Raw genomic sequence first — 16,070 nt, forward strand, 5'->3', positions numbered from 1 at the left:
TTTCCCTCGGGAGACACGGCGATGGGGTTCCGTGGCGAGTCCACCACAGCAAGCCCTTGCTATGAGTTTCTCAGCGTAGTCCATGGCGGGCAGCAGACCCGGGCCGGCGCCCTCGGCACCCCCAAGAATGCCTTCCTTAACCACCCTAGAAGACATATCTCGCCCTTCCCCCGCGAGCACCGAAGAAAAGGCGCGGCACTCAGGAGCCCGCTCCGGAACATCTCGCTTAGAGAGCGCTTTCCCATCAGTGGGAAACGTGAGAGGTTCGTGCGCCATGAACACCGACCGCCTCCCCGACGCCCCCCTGTTCCGCGACCCCCGCCTCGACGGCGCTGCCGATCCGACCGTCGTCCTGCACCGGGGGACCGGGCAGGCGTGGATGTTCTACACCGCTCGCCGGGCCACCTTCCGCGGGGAGGGTGTCGCCTGGGTGCACGGGACGGACATCGGCATCGCCGTCAGCGACGACGGCGGCGCGAGCTGGCGGTACCGGGGCGTCGCACGGGGCCTGGAACACGAACCGGGCCGTAACACCTACTGGGCACCCGAAGTCGTGTGGCACGACGGCCTGTACCACATGTACGTGACGTACCTGCGCGGTGTGCGCACCGCGTGGACCGGGCCGCGGAACATCCTGCACTACACCTCGGCGGACCTGGAGAACTGGCGGTTCGCCTCCGTCCTCCCCCTGCCGGGCGACAGGACCATCGACGCCTGTGTGCACCCGCTGCCCGGCGGCGGGTGGCGGATGTGGTTCAAGGACGAGGCGGACGGCAGCCGCATCCACTGCGCCGACTCCCCCGACCTCCGTGATTGGGAGGCCCTGGGCCGCGCCCTGCCCGACGACCGCCCCCAGGAGGGGCCCACCGTGCTGCGGCTGGGCGACTCCTACTGGATGCTGACCGACGGCTGGTCCGGACTGCTGGTCCACCGCTCCGACGACCTGGCCGCCTGGACCCCTCAACCCGGCGCCCTCCTCGCCGGCGGCGGCGCCCGGCCGGACGACGAGGGGCCGGGCCACCATGCGATGGCCCTGCCCCGCGGGCGGGGTGACTCCGCGGTGCTGTTCTACTTCACCTCGCCCGGAGGCGGGCAGCGTTCGACCGTCCAGGCCGCCGCGCTCGCGGTGCGCGGCGGCCGTCTGGTCTGCGACCGGGACGCGCCGTTCTCCGTCGGCCTGCGTCCCGGCGCCGTCCCCGTCTGGCGGGGCGGCACGGCTGCGGACTGAGAGCCGGGCCGGGCCCCCGGAAGACCTTGCCGGACCGGCCGCACGCCGCCGCGGGGAACGGCACGTCCCCCGGACACGGCCCGGGCCCGGTCCCTCCCGTTCACCCGAGGGGCCGGGCCCGGGCCGCAGGGGACGCCCGCGATGCCCCGCGTTCCGCGCGAGCCGGGGTTTTACCGGTTGCTCCCGCCGCTCGCCTGACCGCCCTTGCGGCCCGTCTCGGCGGCCCGCTCGCGGTCGTCGGCGAAGTTCCCGGAGTCGTTGGGGTTGTCGGCCGCTGCCATGACTGCTCTTCCACTCACGTCGCGTTGGCGCCTTACGCGGACGCGGGCGCCCGGCCGACTGGCGGACATTCGCCCCTGCCCCCGCATTTTCCGGCGTTCTCCTCTTCCTTCCTGCATGACGGTCGGTCACTTCCCGTTGTCACAGGACTCGTCCGCCTTCCGCCGCACCCTCCTTCCCGCACGCGGCGAACCCCCTCCAGGGAACGGCCGGGCGGCGGGGCGGCCGGTGACCGGCCTCCCCCGGCCGCCGTCCTCCCACGGCACCGGAGGAAGGCCTCCCCCGCCCGCCCGTTTTCCCCGGTGATCACGGGAAACCCGGAACAACCGGAACCATCGGGAACAGGAAGGGAGATACGGAAGTGGCCGGGATTCCCGAACAGGAACTGGATGTGTTGTGGGAGGAGTTCCACTCGGTGGTGAACATGACCTCGCGGGAGCTGAGCGACTGGCTCATGACCCGGTCCGCGGGACAGGACGCCGAGGAACTGCCCGACCAGGCGGGCACGGCCAACGGCCGCCGTGTGCTGGAGATCCTGGGCAAACGGCGCACGGACCTCACCGACGACGACGTCCGCGTCATGCGCAAGGTCGTCGACACCGTCGCCTCCGAGCGCGGCGCCGACATGGAGCCCACCGCGGGTCAGTCCAACTGGCGCCACCGCCTGATGACACTGGGACACGATCCGCTCAAGCCCGTCAAGTCCTGAAAGAGGGCCGCCGCCCCTCTCGTCACGGCGCGGTGCCGGGACGGCATCCCGGCACCGCCCGCGGAAGTCCGCGGGCGGTGCGTCGCGGGGGTCCTGACGCGGGCTCAGTCGACGGGCTGGGGAACCGGCTGCAGCTCGGCGGCCATCGTGTGGTGCGCCTCGACGGCCGTTCCGCTCCGGAGCGGCGCCTGCTCCTGGAGGTGCTTGAGCATGACGCCCTCGCGCAGGGCCCACGGGGAGAGGGTGACGCTGTCGATCTCCATGCACTCCATCGCGGTGTGGGCGATCACGGCCCCGGCCAGGGACTGCCGGGCGCGGGAGGCGGAGATGCCGGGCAGGGCGGCGCGCTCCGCCGCGGGCAGCGCCGCGAGGGTCTCCGCCGCCGCGCCGAGGTCCTCACGGGCGATGCGGCGCGTGACGAAGGGTCCCCGCTTCCCCGGAGGCGCCCCGCACAGGCGGGCCAGCTGCTGGAACGTGCGGGAGGTCGCGACGGCCGTGCGGGGGCTCTCCCAGCGGATCCGGGTCGCCACGTCCCGCAGTTCGTGGCGGACGCGGCGGCGCAGTTCCCGCACCGCGCGGGCCGGCGGGGGATCCGCCGCGCCGAGGTACTCGCGGGTCATCCGGCCCGCGCCGATGGGCAGGGAGGCTACGTAGTCGGGGGTCCTGCTGCGGCCGAAGGCCACCTCCATCGAGCCTCCGCCGATGTCCAGGAGCACCATCGGCCCGGCCCGCCACCCCATCCACTGGCGGGCAGCCAGGAAGGTCAGCGCGCCTTCCGTCGTGCCCGGCATGACGTAGAGGGGCACGCCGGTCTCGCTGTGGACGGTCTGCAGGATCTGATGGCGGTTGGGCGCGTCCCGGATGATCGCGGTGCCGAAGGCGAAGGGGTTCCTCACCCCCCAGCGGCCGGCCTCCTCCTTCGCCGCGGCGACCGCCTCCACCAGCCTGGTCACCGCCTGCTCGCCGAGCCGCCCGTCCGGTTCGACGTGTTCGGCGAGCCGCAGCCGCCTCTTGGCCGTGTGCACCGGCAGCGGTATGTCACCGTCGCCGTCGGCCACGGCCAGCCGCACCGTATTGGACCCCACATCCACAACCGCCAGACGCATGGAATGCTCGTGCCCCGGGTCCCCGTCCGGCATGCCGTCGCACTTCGCGCGCTCCGAAGCAGGGGTGCCGGAGCGGAAGCGCGGCGCGTGCTCCCGTGCTCCCGCTTCGCGCCGGGCCCAATGCCGCGAGAGCCGCTCATTCAGGAATAATGTTCTATATGTCTGTTTTCCCGATGTTTCCGGGAGCCGGGGAGCCCAGTGGGCTGCCCCTGGAGGTGTTCGACCCCGCACCGGTCGGAGTCCTGGTCTGCCAGGGGGAGCAGCACGTCCTGACCTACATGAACGACGCGTACCGGGCGGCCTTCGGGGACCGGCCCCTGGGCGTTCCCGTCCGCCAGGCGTTCTCCGACCTCTCCGAACAGGACTACCTGGACCTGCTCGACCAGGTCCTGCGCGACGGGAACCCGGTGCAGGTCTCCGCCGCGCCCGTCACCGTCCGGTACGCGCACGGCAGGGTCCAGCAGCGGTACTTCTCGTTCAGCATGTCGCGGATCGCTCCGGCCGGGGACGGCCCGGGAGTGCTGGTCGTCGCCGCGGAGGTCACCGGGGAGGTCGCCGCCGAGCAGCGGGCGAAGACGCTGGCCGAGGAACGGCGCCGGGCCCTGCTGCGCTACCGGAGCCTGGTCGCCACGATCACCGAGAAGGTGTGGGTGGCCGACCCCGGGGGGCGTCTCGTCGAGGGAAGCGCGGCGTGGGAGCGGGTGACGGGACGGCCCTGGGAGGAGATCCGCGGCGCGGGGTGGCTCGACACCGCCCACCCCGACGACCGCGCCTCCCTGGCCGAGGCGTGGTACCGGGCCGTCGGCGGGACGCCCGACTGGTTCGAGCACGTCTACCGGTTGCGGCACGCCGACGGGACCTACCGGCACTGCCTCCTGCGCGCCGTGCCCGTCCGCGACGACGGGAGCGTGCTGGAGTGGGTGGCCGCCTGCGTCGACGTCGAGGAGCAGTGGCGGCGGGACCGGCGCGGCGAACTCCTCGCCCGTGCCGCCGCCTCGGTGGCGGAGTCCGGGAGCGCCCCGGGCGCCTTCGCCGCCCTGAGCCGGGTGGTGGTACCGGACCTGGCCGACGAGTGCGGCATCTACCTGGTGTCCGACTCCCCCGAGCCGCCTCCCTTGGACGCCCCCTTCGTGGTGGACCGGGTCGCGGCCACCGCGCGGGAGGGACTTCCGCCCGGCCTGCCGCCGCACCGCAAAGAGCGCATCGATCCCGGCCACGCCCTCGCGCGCGCCGTCCGCGACCGGCGCGCGGTCCGCGTCTCCTTCCCTCCGGGCGGCGTACCGGCGGACGTCGCCCCGCCGGGTTCGCTGCCGTGGCTGGCACGCTCCGGGGCACACAGCGGGGTGATCCTGCCGGTCCTGGTCGACGGCGCCGTGGCGGCGGTGGTGACCGCCTTCGTCTGCGGGGACCGCGAACCGATCGGCCCGGTCGACCGGGCCCTGCTGCGGGAGGTGGTCGAGCAGGCCCACGACGCGCTCAGCCAGGCGCTGCGGTTGCAGCGCACCCAGCGGGTCGCGCTGGCCATGCAGCGCAGCCTCCTCACCGAGCCCCCCGACCTCCCGCACCTGCGGATCGCGGCCCGCTACCTGCCCAGCCCGTCCGCCGACGAGGTGGGCGGGGACTGGTACGACTCCTTCCGGCTGCCCGACGGGTCCGTCCTGCTGATCATCGGCGACGTGGTCGGGCACGATCTGCGGGCGGCCGTGGCCATGGGCAGGATGCGCAACATGCTCCGCGCGCTCGCCGCCGACCACGGCGGCCGGCCGCCCGGCGACGTCGTGCGGCGCCTGGACGCCGCCGCGCAGGCTCTCGACCCGGCCATGGGCACGACCACCTGCGTGGTGGCGCGTGTGGAGAGCACCGGGAAGGACGGGGACGCCGGGGGCCCGTGGCGTCTGGTGTACACCGTCGCCGGCCACCCCCCTCCCCTGCTGGTCGCCGAGGACGGCGAGGCCCGTTTCCTGGAGGGCGCCCGCGAGGCCCTGCTCGGCGTGCTCCCTCCGGGCGTCCACCGTGGCAGCGCCACCGAGGACCTCCCCGCCGGCGGGACCCTGCTGCTCTACACCGACGGCCTGGTCGAGCGCCCCGGCGAGTCCCTCGACGTGGGCCTGGAGCGGCTGCGGCGCCGGGCCGCCGCACTCGCCCGCGAGCCCGTAGAGGTGCTGTGCGACGAACTGGTGGCCTCCGCCGCCGCGGCGGGGCGCGACGACATCGCCCTCATCGCCCTGCGCCCGTCCGCCCCGTAGGTCCGCCCCCGCTCCGAACGGCCGGCCCGCCGACCGGATAATCAATGCATCGGCCACCTACTTCGACAGCCGGGATGACATGACCTTCCTGTACGCCCCCGTACCGGCCCCGCCCGCCGGCCGGCGCGGCCACCCCGCCCCCCTGCCCGCACGGGCCTCCTCCGAACGTCCTCCGCTCCGGCCGTCCCCCGCCGCGGCCCGCGCCGGGAACGGCCGTCCGAGGAACGGGGGAACGCGGTGCGGGGAGTACTGACCGGCTTCGCGGTGATCGCGGTGGTCGTCGCCACCGGATACGTCGTCGGGCGTCGCGGCCGTCTCGGGCCCGAGGGCCGCCAGGTGCTCACCAGGCTCGCCTTCCACGTGGCCACTCCCGCCCTGCTGTTCACGACCCTCGCCCGGGCCGACCTGTCGGTGCTCCTCTCCGGCCGGCTGCTGGTCACCGCCCTCAGCATGGCGATCGTCGCCGGGGCGTTCGCCGCGGTGGGCGCCGTCCGGCGCTGGGGAGTCGGGCGAACCACGATCGGGGCGCTGTGCTCCGGCTACGTCAACGCCGGCAACCTCGGCATCCCGATCGCCGTGTACGTGCTCGGGGACGCCTCCCTCGTCGCCCCCGTACTGCTCTTCCAGCAGGTCCTCGTCACCCCGATCGCGCTGACCGTGCTGGACCTGTCCCTGGGGGGCGAGCGGAAGCCGCTGTGGCAGCGCCTGACCACGCCGCTGCGCAACCCGATGGCGGTCGGCTCCCTGTCCGGGGTCGCCGTGGCGGCGGCCGGCTGGACGGTGCCCGGTCCGGTGCTGGCCCCCCTGACCCTGATCGGCGACATGTCCGTGCCCGCCGTCCTGCTGGCCTTCGGCATCTCCCTGTGCGGCAGCAGCCTGCCCGGCCGGGGCGGCGACCGGAGCGCGGTGGTGCTCTCCGCGTCCCTCAAGTCGCTCGTGCAGCCGCTGGCGGCATGGGTCCTGGCGGTGGGGGTCTTCGGACTCCGCGGGACCGCCGTGTTCGAGGTCGTGGTGACCTCCGCCCTCCCCGCGGCCCAGAACCTGTTCACCTACGCGTCCCGCTACCGGGTCGCCGAGAACCTGGCCCGCGATTCCATCCTGTTGTCCACCGTCGCGTCCGTGCCGGTGCTCGTGGCCGTCGCGGCGCTGCTGGGCTGAGGGGCCGTGTGCGGTCCGGCCCGGCGTCCGCCGCCGGGCCGGACACCGCTCGCCGGTCCCTCTGCCCGGCCCCGGCCCGGCCGGCCCCCGGTCGCGCGCGCCCGCCGCGGCTTTGCCCGTGCCCGGCTGCGGCCGCCCCGGTGTCAGCCGGGCCGGCGGACGGGCGAGCCCGCGAGGAAGGCACGGATGTCCTCGACGGCCTGTCCGTGGCAGGTCTCGTAGTTGGCGCGGGAGACGTAGCCCAGGTGCGGGGTGGCCGGCAGACGCGGCGCGGTCCGCACCGGGTGGTCCGCCGGAAGGAGCTCGATGTCGAACACGTCGATGCCCGCCCCGGCGATCGTGCCCTCGTGGTGGGTGAACTGGCGGTGCCGCATACGGTGACACCGTGCCGCTCGGCGGCGAAGTCGATGGCGGAGTCGATGGCGGAGTCGCGCATGCCGGAGGCGACGAGCAGCTTCAGCCCCGACAGCCGGGCGAACAGCGCCGCGGTGAAGGGGACCCGCTCACGCAGGGTGACGACGATGTCGAAACCGGCGAGGGCGGCGCGAGTTCGTCCTCCGTGCCGAGGTGTTCGCGGAAGGGGACGACGTCGACCCTGCCGGCGGTGGACGACCAGTCGGCGACGGTGGTGGCGACGCCCTGGAAGCCGTCGGGCACGGCGCAGCGGAATCTCATGCCGGTTCCCTTCGTCGGGGCCGGAACGGCCCGTGCCCGGACCCGGACGCGGGCACCATGATCGCGCACCGGTCAGGGGGCTCGCCGCCGCTTCTCCGGCCACCGGACCGTCCGTGGCCGGCGTCGACCGTCCCTCGGTCCGGTCCCGGGCGGCGTGCGGCCGCAGGGGCCCGCCCGGGGAGCCGGGCCGCGCGACGCCGCCGGGCGCGGGCCGCCCGCTGCGCCGGGGCGCCGGAAATCGCCGGGCCGTTCTCTGGTAGGCAGGGGGCATGAGCCTTCACGACATTCCCCTGCGCACCCTGTCGGGCGAGCCCACCTCCCTGGGCGCGTACCGGGGCAAGGTGCTGCTGATCGTCAACGTCGCCTCCAGGTGCGGGCTGACCCCGCAGTACGAGGGCCTGGAGCGGCTGCAGAAGAAGTACGCCGACCGCGGGTTCACCGTGCTGGGCGTGCCCTGCAACCAGTTCATGGGCCAGGAGCCCGGCACTCCGGAGGAGATCGGGGCCTTCTGCTCGGCCACCTACGGCGTCACCTTCCCCCTCCTGGAGAAGACCGAGGTCAACGGGGACGGCAGGCACCCCCTCTACACGGAGCTGACCCGGCTCGCGGACGCCGGGGGACAGGCCGGCGACGTCCAGTGGAACTTCGAGAAGTTCCTGGTCGCGCCGGACGGGACGCCCGTCGCCCGGTTCCGCCCCCGCACCGAGCCGGAGGCGGAGGAGATCACCTCCGCCATCGAGGCCCACCTGCCCGCCTGAGCGTTCCCCTGCCCGTTCCGTCCGGCCCGCGCTGGCCGGACGGAACGGAAGGAGCGGATGGAACGGAAGGAGCGGACTCCCCGCCCCTCCCGCACCGGACTATCGTGAATATCGCACAAAAGGTGCATCATTCGCGATACGGACGGCAGGTGTCCGCGATGATCCAGGAACTCATCACGGCGGGGATCGCGTCGCTCTCCGCCGGAGCCGTCTACTTCACGGCGGCGGCCCGGGTGGTCAAGCAGTACGAGCGCGGTGTGGTCCTCCGGCTCGGACGGGTGAGGGACGCCGTACGCCCACCCGGCTTCACCATGATCGTCCCGGTCGTCGACCGGCTGCGCAAGGTCAACATGCAGATCGTGACCCTGCCCGTGCCGGCGCAGGAGGGGATCACGAGGGACAACGTGACCGTCCGGGTCGACGCGGTCGTCTACTTCAAGGTGGTGGACCCCGTCGACGCGATCATCCGGGTGGAGGACTACCGCTTCGCGGTCTCGCAGATGGCGCAGACCTCCCTGCGCTCCATCATCGGCAAGAGCGACCTGGACGACCTGCTGTCCAACCGCGAGAAGCTGAACCAGGGCCTGGAACTGATGATCGACAGCCCGGCCGTGGGCTGGGGCGTCCACGTCGACCGGGTCGAGATCAAGGACGTCTCCCTGCCGGAGACGATGAAGCGGTCGATGGCCCGCCAGGCGGAGGCCGCCCGCGACCGGCGGGCCCGCGTCATCAACGCCGACGCGGAGCTCCAGGCCTCGAAGAAGCTCGCGGAGGCGGCGCAGCAGATGGCCGACACCCCCTCGGCACTGCAGCTGCGCCTCCTGCAGACGGTGGTGGCGGTCGCCGCCGAGAAGAACTCCACACTGGTCCTCCCCTTCCCCGTCGAGTTGCTGCGCTTCCTCGAGAAGGCCCAGCAGAACCCGAACCCGCGCCAGGACGCGCTGCCTCCCGCCTACGCGCAGGCTCCGCCCCCGTACGCGGCGGCCGCCCCGCCCGGACGGCACCGGGTCCCGGAGACCGGCGGCCGGTGACGGCCGCGGGCGCGGCCCGCCGGACCGCGCCGGGCACCGGTTCAGGCCGTCACCGGGACGGGGTCGCGCCGTTGCCGGTCCGGTCCAGCGGCCCCCAGCTGCCCCGCTGCCGGTTGACCTCCTCCTCGGCCTCCGTGATCATCCGGGCGTCGATCCAGGCGATCGGCTTCACCTCCCGGACCAGCGGTTCGTTGTCGGGCCCCCGTCCGACCTCCCGGCCCCGCAGCACCCAGGGCCGCACCCCCGGGCCCTTCTCCCGGCGCAGGTGGCAGTAGTCGTACAGGCGCCGGGCGACCCAGAGCCGGACCGGCCGCCTGGCCCACCACGGCTCGACGTCCAGGGTGTTGGCGGACAGGCCCGGCAGCGGGACGCCGGTCAGGTCGTCCGCGCTCTCCGCGGCGCCCAGGTCGGCCTCCGGGCCGCGGGACCAGCGGACGTACAGGTGCCTGCCGTTCTCCACCAGGCGGGCCAGCTCGTCGAGGGAGGTGAGGACGGGCAGCTCGGACGGGACGGTCATACCAGCGTTCGCTCCTCGGGATCGTGTGCCGTCCGGTCGTGAGCACGCCCGGCGAAGCATGACCTCGGGCCAAGGAGCCGTGCCACCGGACCGGCACACGGCGCGTGCCCGGCCCGCACGGGCGGAAAACCCCCGGAGCGGGTGTTCGCGCTCCGTTCACCGCCTGTCACAGGACCGCGCGGCCGCACGGGACGGAGTGATGTTTCGCCCCGCTTGTCGACGGTTAGGCGCTTTGCTGCAAGACGGTACGGCACCACCGGGAGGAGACCGTCATGGGCAGGCTGGGAGACATGGCGAACAAGGCCAAGCAGATGGCCAAGGGCCACCCCAAGCAGGCGGACAAGGGCGTCGAACGGGTCGAGCGGGCGGTCGACGAGCGCACCGGAGGCCGCTACGACGCGCAGACCGACAAGGCCTCGGACACCGTCCGCCGCTCCTACGAGAGCGAGGACGACGAGCGGCAGTGACCGCTCCCGGCTCCCGAGCGGAGCGTGAGGGGCGCCGGCGCGCGACGCGCCGGCGCCCCTCACCGGCTTCCGCCGCCCGGCCCCGTCACGGGGTGCCCGGACGCGCGGCGCCGAAGGGGTTGTCGATGACGTAGCGCCACAGTCCGTCCGCGCCGCGGCGCGCCACGTCCGTCGCGGTGCCCTCCACGTGCACGCGCTCGCCCTCCGGCCCCGTGCCCTCGATGGCCCAGTCCACGATCAGCAGGGCGATGTCGCCGGCGACGTAGGTGTGCCGGGGCCGGACGGTCACCGGCAGGCCGAGACCGAGCAGAGCGGTCTGGGCCCGGACCACGTCGTCCCCCCGCGACCGGGCGCGTGAGACGGGGGACCGCCGGGGACGTGCCCCCCGGGGCATGCCTCAGGAGCGCGGTGCGGTGCCGGTCCCTCCCGTCTCCCCCGCCTCCTCCGAGGCGGGGAACGCATCGGGGGAGACCCGGGGGGCGGGGCTGCTGGTCACGCGGTAGCGCCCGTTGGGCACGTGGTCCGACGCGGTGACGCGGACGGCGAGCGGCCCGGCCCACTCGTACCCCTTGCTCTCGCCGTGACGGGCCAGACTGTCCGTCAGCTCCTGGCCGATGCGGGTGCCGTGCCGCTCCAGTTCCTCGTAGACCTCGCCGGAGAGCTCGACCTCGTAGGCGTTGGGGACCACCACACGGCTGTGGCTGCACACCACGGCGTGGCTGTCGCACTCGTGCCGCAGGGCGTCGAGCAGTTCCACCGGTTCCCCGCCGAAGACCTTGGCGAGCAGCGCCCGCTCCCAGCGCTCGACCTTGCGTTCCCAACGGCTCAGTGCACCCATGGGGAATCGCGTGCCCGGGCCGCAGCGCCCCATGCGCGTCCGTGTCCCCGGGCGTCCCGTCCGGACGGTCCCGGCGGGGGCCGTCCGGACGGGGACGTCAGACGTTGGGCACGCGCAGCTTCTTCCAGCTGTCGGGGCCGGGGATGCCGTCCGCGTCCTTGCCGGAGTAGCCCAGCTTGCGCTGCCAGGCGGCGTACGACTTCCGGTCGGCCTCGGTCCACTCGGGGCCGGGGCCGACCTCGTAGCGCCCGCAGCCCTCGGCGACGAGCCGCTTGCCCATCGCCGTGATGATCTTGCTCTTGCGTCCGGGGCGGAAGAAGTCCGCACCGGGGAACGGCTCGTACTCGGCCGGGGGCTTGGGCGCCGGCTCGGTGGGGCCGTCCGGTCTCTCTCCCAGCCGCCTGGCGATCCGGCGCCGCATGGTGTCCATCGAGAAGCCGCGCGGGTCGACCTTGCCGGGCTGCCACTCCCGGTGGCCTATCACGGACTTCTCGTTCCAGCCGTGCGCGCGGCACAGGGCGGCCGACGCCTTCTCGATCGCCAGTTTCTGCGCCTCGGGCCACGGGTCCCTGCCGTCGCCGAGGTTGACGCACTCGAAGCCGTAGAAGTAGCGGTTGCCGTCGGTGTCGGCCTCGTTGTCGTCGGGCAGCGACCGTTCGCCGATGACGGCCCGGAGCACGTCGCCGTCGCCCAGGCCGGCGTGGTTGGCCCGGCCGTTGCCCACCAGGTGCACCACCCCCTCCTTGTCGATCACTCCGTGGCACAGCGGGCCGGGCAGCGAGGAGTAGCCCTCGTAGCACAGCTCGACGGTGTGGGCGGTGCCCCGGGTGACGGTGTGGTGGATCATGACGCCGTGCACCGGGCCCCAGGGGCCCTTGCTGTTGCGGTTGTGCGAACGCCAGTTGCGGTACTCGCGGACCTCCAGGCCCTCGTCCCGCAGCGCCTTGAGCAGGCGGGAGGCGTTCAGGGGTGTGGCCATGCCTCGGTTGCTCCTCTCGGGTGCGCCGGCGGTCCGCCGGCGGTGTGCTCTGCGCCCGCCCGGCCGCGGGCCGTCCGGACGGGCGGGTCCGGTTCCCGGGGCCGGTTCAGTTCCCGGGGCGGTCGGTGTCCGGCCCGGCCGGCTCCTCCTCGCGCGCTTCCTCCCCCGCCGTCTCCTGCGGTGTCTCCTCCGCCGTCTCCCGGCCCGTCTCCCGCGCGGCCTCCTGCGCCGCGTCCCGTTCGGCCAGTGCCCTGGCCTCGGCCTCGACCGCCTCCTCGGCCGCCAGGTCCTCCCGGCCGGCCACCGGGACGGCCGCCGCCAGCGGCCCGAAGGACATCCGCAGGTCGGAGGAGACGCCCTCTCCCATCACCCAGGCCAGGGGCGCGTAGTGCACCCGGACGCCGGCCGGTTCCCGCAGGAGCGGTTTGCGGGCCGCGTTCACCGGCCACTCCACGTCCCCGGTGGCGGTGCGGGCCGGAATCAGCCAGTACTCACCGGTCCGGTAGGCGCCGCCCGCCTCGAAGTGGATCTCGACGCCGTCCTCCAGCGGCAGCCACCGGCCCTCCTCGATCCGGAGCGCCCCGCCCTTCAGCCCTCCGCGCGCGCCGTGCCTGCCGCGCCGCGGCGGCTCGTGGTGGTCCCAGCGGCGCAGGTACGGGTGGAGTTCGGGACGGCGGCCGACTCCGGACTCCGGTTCGGCGGACAGCCGCACGCGCCGTCCCGGCAGGTCGACCTCCTCCACCCGCAGCAGCGGCAGCGGCTCGCCGCGGCCGGTGTAGGCCGTGTCGACGAGTTCCACCCAGTCCCCCACGTCCAGGTCCGACCTGTCGTCGCCGCCGAGGGAGGCCAGTTCGGCCCAGGTGCCGTCGAGACCGTCGACGGGGAGGACCACGGAGCCGTTCTCCCGCGACCACTTGAAGGTGGCCTCGCCCGCCGCCCCGCCCTCGTGGACCTCCACCCGGTAGAGCTGGTTCTCCGGGCCGCGGTAGCGGGAGTCGGGCCGGATCGCGCAGGGGTCCTCGTCGGCGCGGTCCGGCCGGCGGCTGCGGGCCGCCAGACGGGACCCCGGCGCGGACCGCTCGTCGGCCCAGCGGCGGAAGGCGGTGCGCAGGGCGTCCTTGCCGGTCTCCCCCTCCGCCACGTCCAGTTCCGAGCCGGGCAGCGCCAGCACCTGCCAGACGACCTTCACGCGGGCCGCCGTGTCCGGCGCCGCGGGACCGAGGGCCACCTCGCGCAGGGCCGGGTCCTCGGCCGCGGTCACCGAGCGCTCCCACACCTTCAGGTAGACGAGGTAGGGGAACGCCGAGGGCAGCCGGTCCCCGGGCCGTTCGGGGTCCCGGTGGCCGTCCGGCTGGTCCCAGTACGTCCAGTGGGCGGGCGTCCGGGGTCCGGTGCCCCGGGAGGCGCCGCCGGCCCCGGTCCCCCCTCCGGAGGCGCCGGTGGCGCCGGAGTCGCCGGCGGCGCCACCGTGGTCGTCGTCGACGGCGTCGCCGGGGACGGGCCGGTCGGCGTCGCACAGGATTCCGTCGACGTAGTAGCGGCCGCCTCCGATGACCAGGTCGTCCAGTTCGTGGCTGCGGCTGTCGAGGGTGATGGCGAAGCCGGTGGCGCCGGCGGGTCCGCCGTGCGGGCCGATCAGGTCGGCGGCGAGGGTGCGGATCTGGTGGAGCTGGATCGCCGTCTGCTCGTTGGCGTCCGCGTCGAGCTGGACGCGGCCCTGCTGGGCGAGCACCGCCGAGTAGTGCCGCTCCGGCCGGAAGGTGATGCGGGAGAGGTCAGCGTGCATGGAAGGGGTCCCCCTGGAGAAGGTTCCGTAGGTCTGCGAGGTCTGTGGACGCGTCGTCCCGGGCGTCGTCCCGGGCCCGCCGGCGGTCAGGTCACGAAGAGGACCCCCACGTCGGCGCCCGCGGGCGTGTACTCGGCGAGCCGGGCGCGGAGGCTGTCCTCGCGCTGCGGGAGGTAGAGGTCGTGGAAGGCGCCCATCGACGCGCCGTCCTCCGCGCCCCGGACGATCTCCTCGGCGCAGCCGGGGGCCAACTGGCCGTAGGCGGGCGTGCCGTAGCGCTCGCTGGTGAACAGCGGCCGCACGCGTCCGGCCGCCTCCCGTCCGGCGAGGTCGGGCTGGCAGCGGTGGCGGCGCGGCGTCCGGGAGCCGGGCGGCACGTAGGAGAAGCGCAGGCAGCCGGTGCCGCGCCGGGCCACGTGCATCCGGCCGGTGAAGACGCTGTTCTCGCCGATGGCGACGGCGTGGGCGTGCACCTCGCCGATGACCGTGGCGCGGTGGGCGTGCAGGACGGCGTGCGCGTGCCGGCAGTCCGGCGCGGACAGCGCCTCCAGGTCGTGCGCGGTGGCGTCCAGGACGCTGTCGCGGAGGTGGATCTCCAGCGGGTCGGTGCCCACCTCGTCGCCGATGACCTGGATGGTGCCCAGGATGCTCCGCTCGATCCGCACGCAGGCGGTGGTGCGTTCCAGGACCAGGCTCGGCTCCCCGGGGGAGTGCGGCTCGCACTCCGGCTTCAGGGACCAGCCCGGCACCAGGGTGCAGTGCCGGACAGTGACCGAGCCGACCGGTCCGGTGACGTTCACACCGCGTCCGGTGATCAGCAGGCCGTCCAGCACGACGCGCGGCGCCCGGCCCGGTTCGCAGTCCTCGCGGGCGCGGATGTTGAGCGCGTCCGGGCGGTTGCCGTACCAGTCCAGGAGCCGGATCACCGGGCGGGTGCCCTCGGCGGCGCGCAGGTGGAGCCGGTCGCCGGGTTCGAGGTCGAAGTCGAGCTGTTCCTGGTGGGCGCCGTTGTGGGCGATCTCGATGATGCCCTCGGGACCGCGGCGTCCGGCCCGCCGGTCCTCGCGCCACGCCTCGTACGCGTCCATGATCCGCTGGTGGGCGCGGCCGGGGCCGACCCGGTAGACACCGGCGGCGTCGGGGGTGGTGCGGTCGTCGCGGGCGTACTCGCCGCCGCCGGTGTCGTCGGAGAAGGCGTGGTGGTAGTCCACCCGGACGCCCTGGCGGGGCGCGGAGCGGGAGCCGAAGGCGATCCGGCCGAGCTCCGGGTCGACCGCGACCTGTCCGCGCTTCGGGCGGTAGCGCCAGTCGGTGAGGTCGGCGACGACGATGTCCGAGGGCGGTACCGGTTCCTTCCGCCCGTCCACGCGGACGGCGAGGCTCTTGCCCGGCCCGTAGTAGTCCGCGAGCCGGTCCTGGAGCTGCCGGCGGCGGATGTACGCGGGGACGTTGTCGATCGTGGCGAGGTGGGTGGGGGACGGTTCCGGCTCGGGCCGGGTCACCAGGGGGGTGTCGTTGCCGAGGATGGAGAACGTGTACAGGTTGCGGGCCCGGTCCACGCAGTAGGCGGGCGCGTCGGTCACCGGGTACGGCCCGAGGCGCCACACGTACAGGCCGACCCCGGCCGGGGTGAGGCCGCCGGGTGTGCGCCGGGATCCTGCGCGCCGTACGTCCGCCGAACGCGCTGTCGTCGTGAACGGCCCGCCCGCCAGGTCCAGTTCCGTCCCGTCGCGCAGGTCGGCCAGCCGGCCGCGGGAGAGCCGTCTGTCGTTCGCGGCCTCGGTCCGCGCCCCGTACAGCCTGACCGGCTGGTGGTGGGAGACCAGCCGGGAGAACTCCACCGCCCGCGCGGGCCAGCCGGACACCGACTCCGCCAGTTCCTCCAGCAGGTGGAGCGTGCCCTTGCGGCGCCGGTTGGCGACGGTGGCCGCCACGTCCCGGCGGGGTGCCAGGACCCGGGCCAGGCGCTCCCGGGAGGAGTCCGGCGGGCCGCCGTCCCGCAGGCCGGTGGTGAGGATCCGCTCGTAGCCGGGCAGCGGCCGGTGGCCGACCAGGTCGCCGAGGTAGGGCAGCACCCAGTCGGCGGCGGTCTCCACGAACCAGTCCTCGTACTGCTGCTCGACCCCGGTGCGGACGAGGTCGGCCTGTTCGGCGATCACGGCGAGCAGCGCGCGCAGGGGTTCGCCGCGGTCGCCGTCCCGCAGCCGGTGCCACTGCGGCAGCAGCTCCGCGAGCCCGTCCGGCTCCCTGCTCATCGCCGTGTCCTCTCCGTCGTGGGGGTCGTGGGGGTCGT

15 protein-coding genes and 1 pseudogene are annotated in these 16,070 nt (G+C 74.3%); 7 read left to right on the forward strand and 9 right to left on the reverse strand.

The genetic code is table 11. The features are described from left to right. Window positions 1-274: 274 nt before the first annotated feature. Window positions 275-1,228, forward strand: coding sequence for a glycoside hydrolase family protein (locus tag ABD358_RS26595; RefSeq protein WP_344633701.1), 954 nt, complete (start codon window positions 275-277; stop codon window positions 1,226-1,228). A 170-nt stretch (window positions 1,229-1,398) separates the two neighbouring features. On the opposite strand, the gene ABD358_RS26600 is transcribed toward ABD358_RS26595, so the two are convergent. Continuing rightward, window positions 1,399-1,509 carry a con-10 family general stress protein gene (locus tag ABD358_RS26600; RefSeq protein WP_344633702.1) on the reverse strand — a complete coding sequence of 37 codons (111 nt, stop codon included), beginning with the start codon at window positions 1,507-1,509 and terminating at the stop codon, window positions 1,399-1,401. A 368-nt stretch (window positions 1,510-1,877) separates the two neighbouring features. Between ABD358_RS26600 and ABD358_RS26605 the strand changes: the two genes are divergently transcribed. Next, the gene (locus tag ABD358_RS26605) at window positions 1,878-2,216 is read left to right on the forward strand and encodes a DUF3140 domain-containing protein (RefSeq protein WP_425576433.1); all 339 of its coding nucleotides are present in this window, start codon (window positions 1,878-1,880) and stop codon (window positions 2,214-2,216) included. 104 nt (window positions 2,217-2,320) lie between these two features. Here the strand turns inward: ABD358_RS26605 and ABD358_RS26610 are convergent, their stop codons facing one another. Next, window positions 2,321-3,322, reverse strand: coding sequence for a Ppx/GppA family phosphatase (locus tag ABD358_RS26610; RefSeq protein ID WP_344633704.1), 1,002 nt, complete (start codon window positions 3,320-3,322; stop codon window positions 2,321-2,323). A 158-nt stretch (window positions 3,323-3,480) separates the two neighbouring features. Between ABD358_RS26610 and ABD358_RS26615 the strand changes: the two genes are divergently transcribed. After that, complete coding sequence (locus tag ABD358_RS26615) at window positions 3,481-5,568, forward strand: SpoIIE family protein phosphatase (RefSeq protein WP_344633705.1); 2,088 nt, start codon at window positions 3,481-3,483, stop codon at window positions 5,566-5,568. Window positions 5,569-5,805: 237 nt separating this feature from the next. Beyond that, window positions 5,806-6,726 (forward strand): AEC family transporter, encoded by a 921-nt coding sequence (locus ABD358_RS26620; protein WP_344633706.1) that lies wholly within the window; start codon window positions 5,806-5,808, stop codon window positions 6,724-6,726. 143 nt (window positions 6,727-6,869) lie between these two features. On the opposite strand, the pseudogene ABD358_RS26625 reads toward ABD358_RS26620, so the two are convergent. Further along, window positions 6,870-7,401: pseudogene (locus ABD358_RS26625) on the reverse strand (NAD(P)-dependent oxidoreductase). A 269-nt stretch (window positions 7,402-7,670) separates the two neighbouring features. On the opposite strand from ABD358_RS26625, the gene ABD358_RS26630 reads away from it, so the two are divergent. Both ABD358_RS26630 and ABD358_RS26635 read left to right on the forward strand, forming a co-directional pair. After that, window positions 7,671-8,159: a glutathione peroxidase gene (locus ABD358_RS26630; RefSeq protein ID WP_344633707.1), complete on the forward strand. Its 489-nt coding sequence runs from the start codon at window positions 7,671-7,673 to the stop codon at window positions 8,157-8,159. Between the two features lie 158 nt (window positions 8,160-8,317). Beyond that, window positions 8,318-9,190: a slipin family protein gene (locus ABD358_RS26635; RefSeq protein ID WP_344633708.1), complete on the forward strand. Its 873-nt coding sequence runs from the start codon at window positions 8,318-8,320 to the stop codon at window positions 9,188-9,190. A 49-nt stretch (window positions 9,191-9,239) separates the two neighbouring features. Here the strand turns inward: ABD358_RS26635 and ABD358_RS26640 are convergent, their stop codons facing one another. After that, window positions 9,240-9,707, reverse strand: a complete 468-nt coding sequence (locus ABD358_RS26640; protein WP_344633709.1) for a DUF6098 family protein — start codon at window positions 9,705-9,707, stop codon at window positions 9,240-9,242. A gap of 272 nt (window positions 9,708-9,979) precedes the next feature. On the opposite strand from ABD358_RS26640, the gene ABD358_RS26645 reads away from it, so the two are divergent. Next, window positions 9,980-10,174, forward strand: coding sequence for an antitoxin (locus ABD358_RS26645; RefSeq protein ID WP_344633710.1), 195 nt, complete (start codon window positions 9,980-9,982; stop codon window positions 10,172-10,174). An 85-nt stretch (window positions 10,175-10,259) separates the two neighbouring features. Here the strand turns inward: ABD358_RS26645 and ABD358_RS26650 are convergent, their stop codons facing one another. The 5 genes from ABD358_RS26650 to ABD358_RS26670 form a co-directional block, all read right to left on the reverse strand. Beyond that, window positions 10,260-10,505: a YybH family protein gene (locus ABD358_RS26650; protein WP_344633711.1), complete on the reverse strand. Its 246-nt coding sequence runs from the start codon at window positions 10,503-10,505 to the stop codon at window positions 10,260-10,262. A gap of 66 nt (window positions 10,506-10,571) precedes the next feature. Then, the gene (locus tag ABD358_RS26655; protein ID WP_344633712.1) at window positions 10,572-11,012 is read right to left on the reverse strand and encodes a DUF3662 domain-containing protein; all 441 of its coding nucleotides are present in this window, start codon (window positions 11,010-11,012) and stop codon (window positions 10,572-10,574) included. Window positions 11,013-11,109: 97 nt separating this feature from the next. Further along, the gene (locus ABD358_RS26660) at window positions 11,110-11,991 is read right to left on the reverse strand and encodes a peptidoglycan-binding protein (RefSeq protein WP_344633713.1); all 882 of its coding nucleotides are present in this window, start codon (window positions 11,989-11,991) and stop codon (window positions 11,110-11,112) included. Between the two features lie 106 nt (window positions 11,992-12,097). Continuing rightward, window positions 12,098-13,777: a DUF6519 domain-containing protein gene (locus tag ABD358_RS26665; protein WP_344633714.1), complete on the reverse strand. Its 1,680-nt coding sequence runs from the start codon at window positions 13,775-13,777 to the stop codon at window positions 12,098-12,100. 86 nt (window positions 13,778-13,863) lie between these two features. Next, entirely contained in the window at window positions 13,864-16,032 is a 2,169-nt protein-coding gene (locus tag ABD358_RS26670) for a hypothetical protein (RefSeq protein ID WP_344633715.1), read from the reverse strand. Window positions 16,033-16,070: the final 38 nt, after the last annotated feature.

This window comes from Streptomyces glaucosporus (genome assembly GCF_039533345.1).
Lineage (GTDB): Bacteria > Actinomycetota > Actinomycetes > Streptomycetales > Streptomycetaceae > Streptomyces > Streptomyces glaucosporus.

Bases quoted from the DNA above. Each gene is read 5' to 3' on its own strand.
- ABD358_RS26595 (WP_344633701.1), top strand. From the start codon at position 275: ATGAACACCGACCGCCTCCCCGACGCCCCCCTGTTCCGCGACCCCCGC.
- ABD358_RS26600 (WP_344633702.1), bottom strand. From the start codon at position 1,509: ATGGCAGCGGCCGACAACCCCAACGACTCCGGGAACTTCGCCGACGAC.
- ABD358_RS26610 (WP_344633704.1), bottom strand. From the start codon at position 3,322: ATGCGTCTGGCGGTTGTGGATGTGGGGTCCAATACGGTGCGGCTGGCC.
- ABD358_RS26615 (WP_344633705.1), top strand. From the start codon at position 3,481: ATGTCTGTTTTCCCGATGTTTCCGGGAGCCGGGGAGCCCAGTGGGCTG.
- ABD358_RS26630 (WP_344633707.1), top strand. From the start codon at position 7,671: ATGAGCCTTCACGACATTCCCCTGCGCACCCTGTCGGGCGAGCCCACC.
- ABD358_RS26635 (WP_344633708.1), top strand. From the start codon at position 8,318: ATGATCCAGGAACTCATCACGGCGGGGATCGCGTCGCTCTCCGCCGGA.
- ABD358_RS26640 (WP_344633709.1), bottom strand. From the start codon at position 9,707: ATGACCGTCCCGTCCGAGCTGCCCGTCCTCACCTCCCTCGACGAGCTG.
- ABD358_RS26645 (WP_344633710.1), top strand. From the start codon at position 9,980: ATGGGCAGGCTGGGAGACATGGCGAACAAGGCCAAGCAGATGGCCAAG.
- ABD358_RS26655 (WP_344633712.1), bottom strand. From the start codon at position 11,012: ATGGGTGCACTGAGCCGTTGGGAACGCAAGGTCGAGCGCTGGGAGCGG.
- ABD358_RS26660 (WP_344633713.1), bottom strand. From the start codon at position 11,991: ATGGCCACACCCCTGAACGCCTCCCGCCTGCTCAAGGCGCTGCGGGAC.
- ABD358_RS26665 (WP_344633714.1), bottom strand. From the start codon at position 13,777: ATGCACGCTGACCTCTCCCGCATCACCTTCCGGCCGGAGCGGCACTAC.
- ABD358_RS26670 (WP_344633715.1), bottom strand. From the start codon at position 16,032: ATGAGCAGGGAGCCGGACGGGCTCGCGGAGCTGCTGCCGCAGTGGCAC.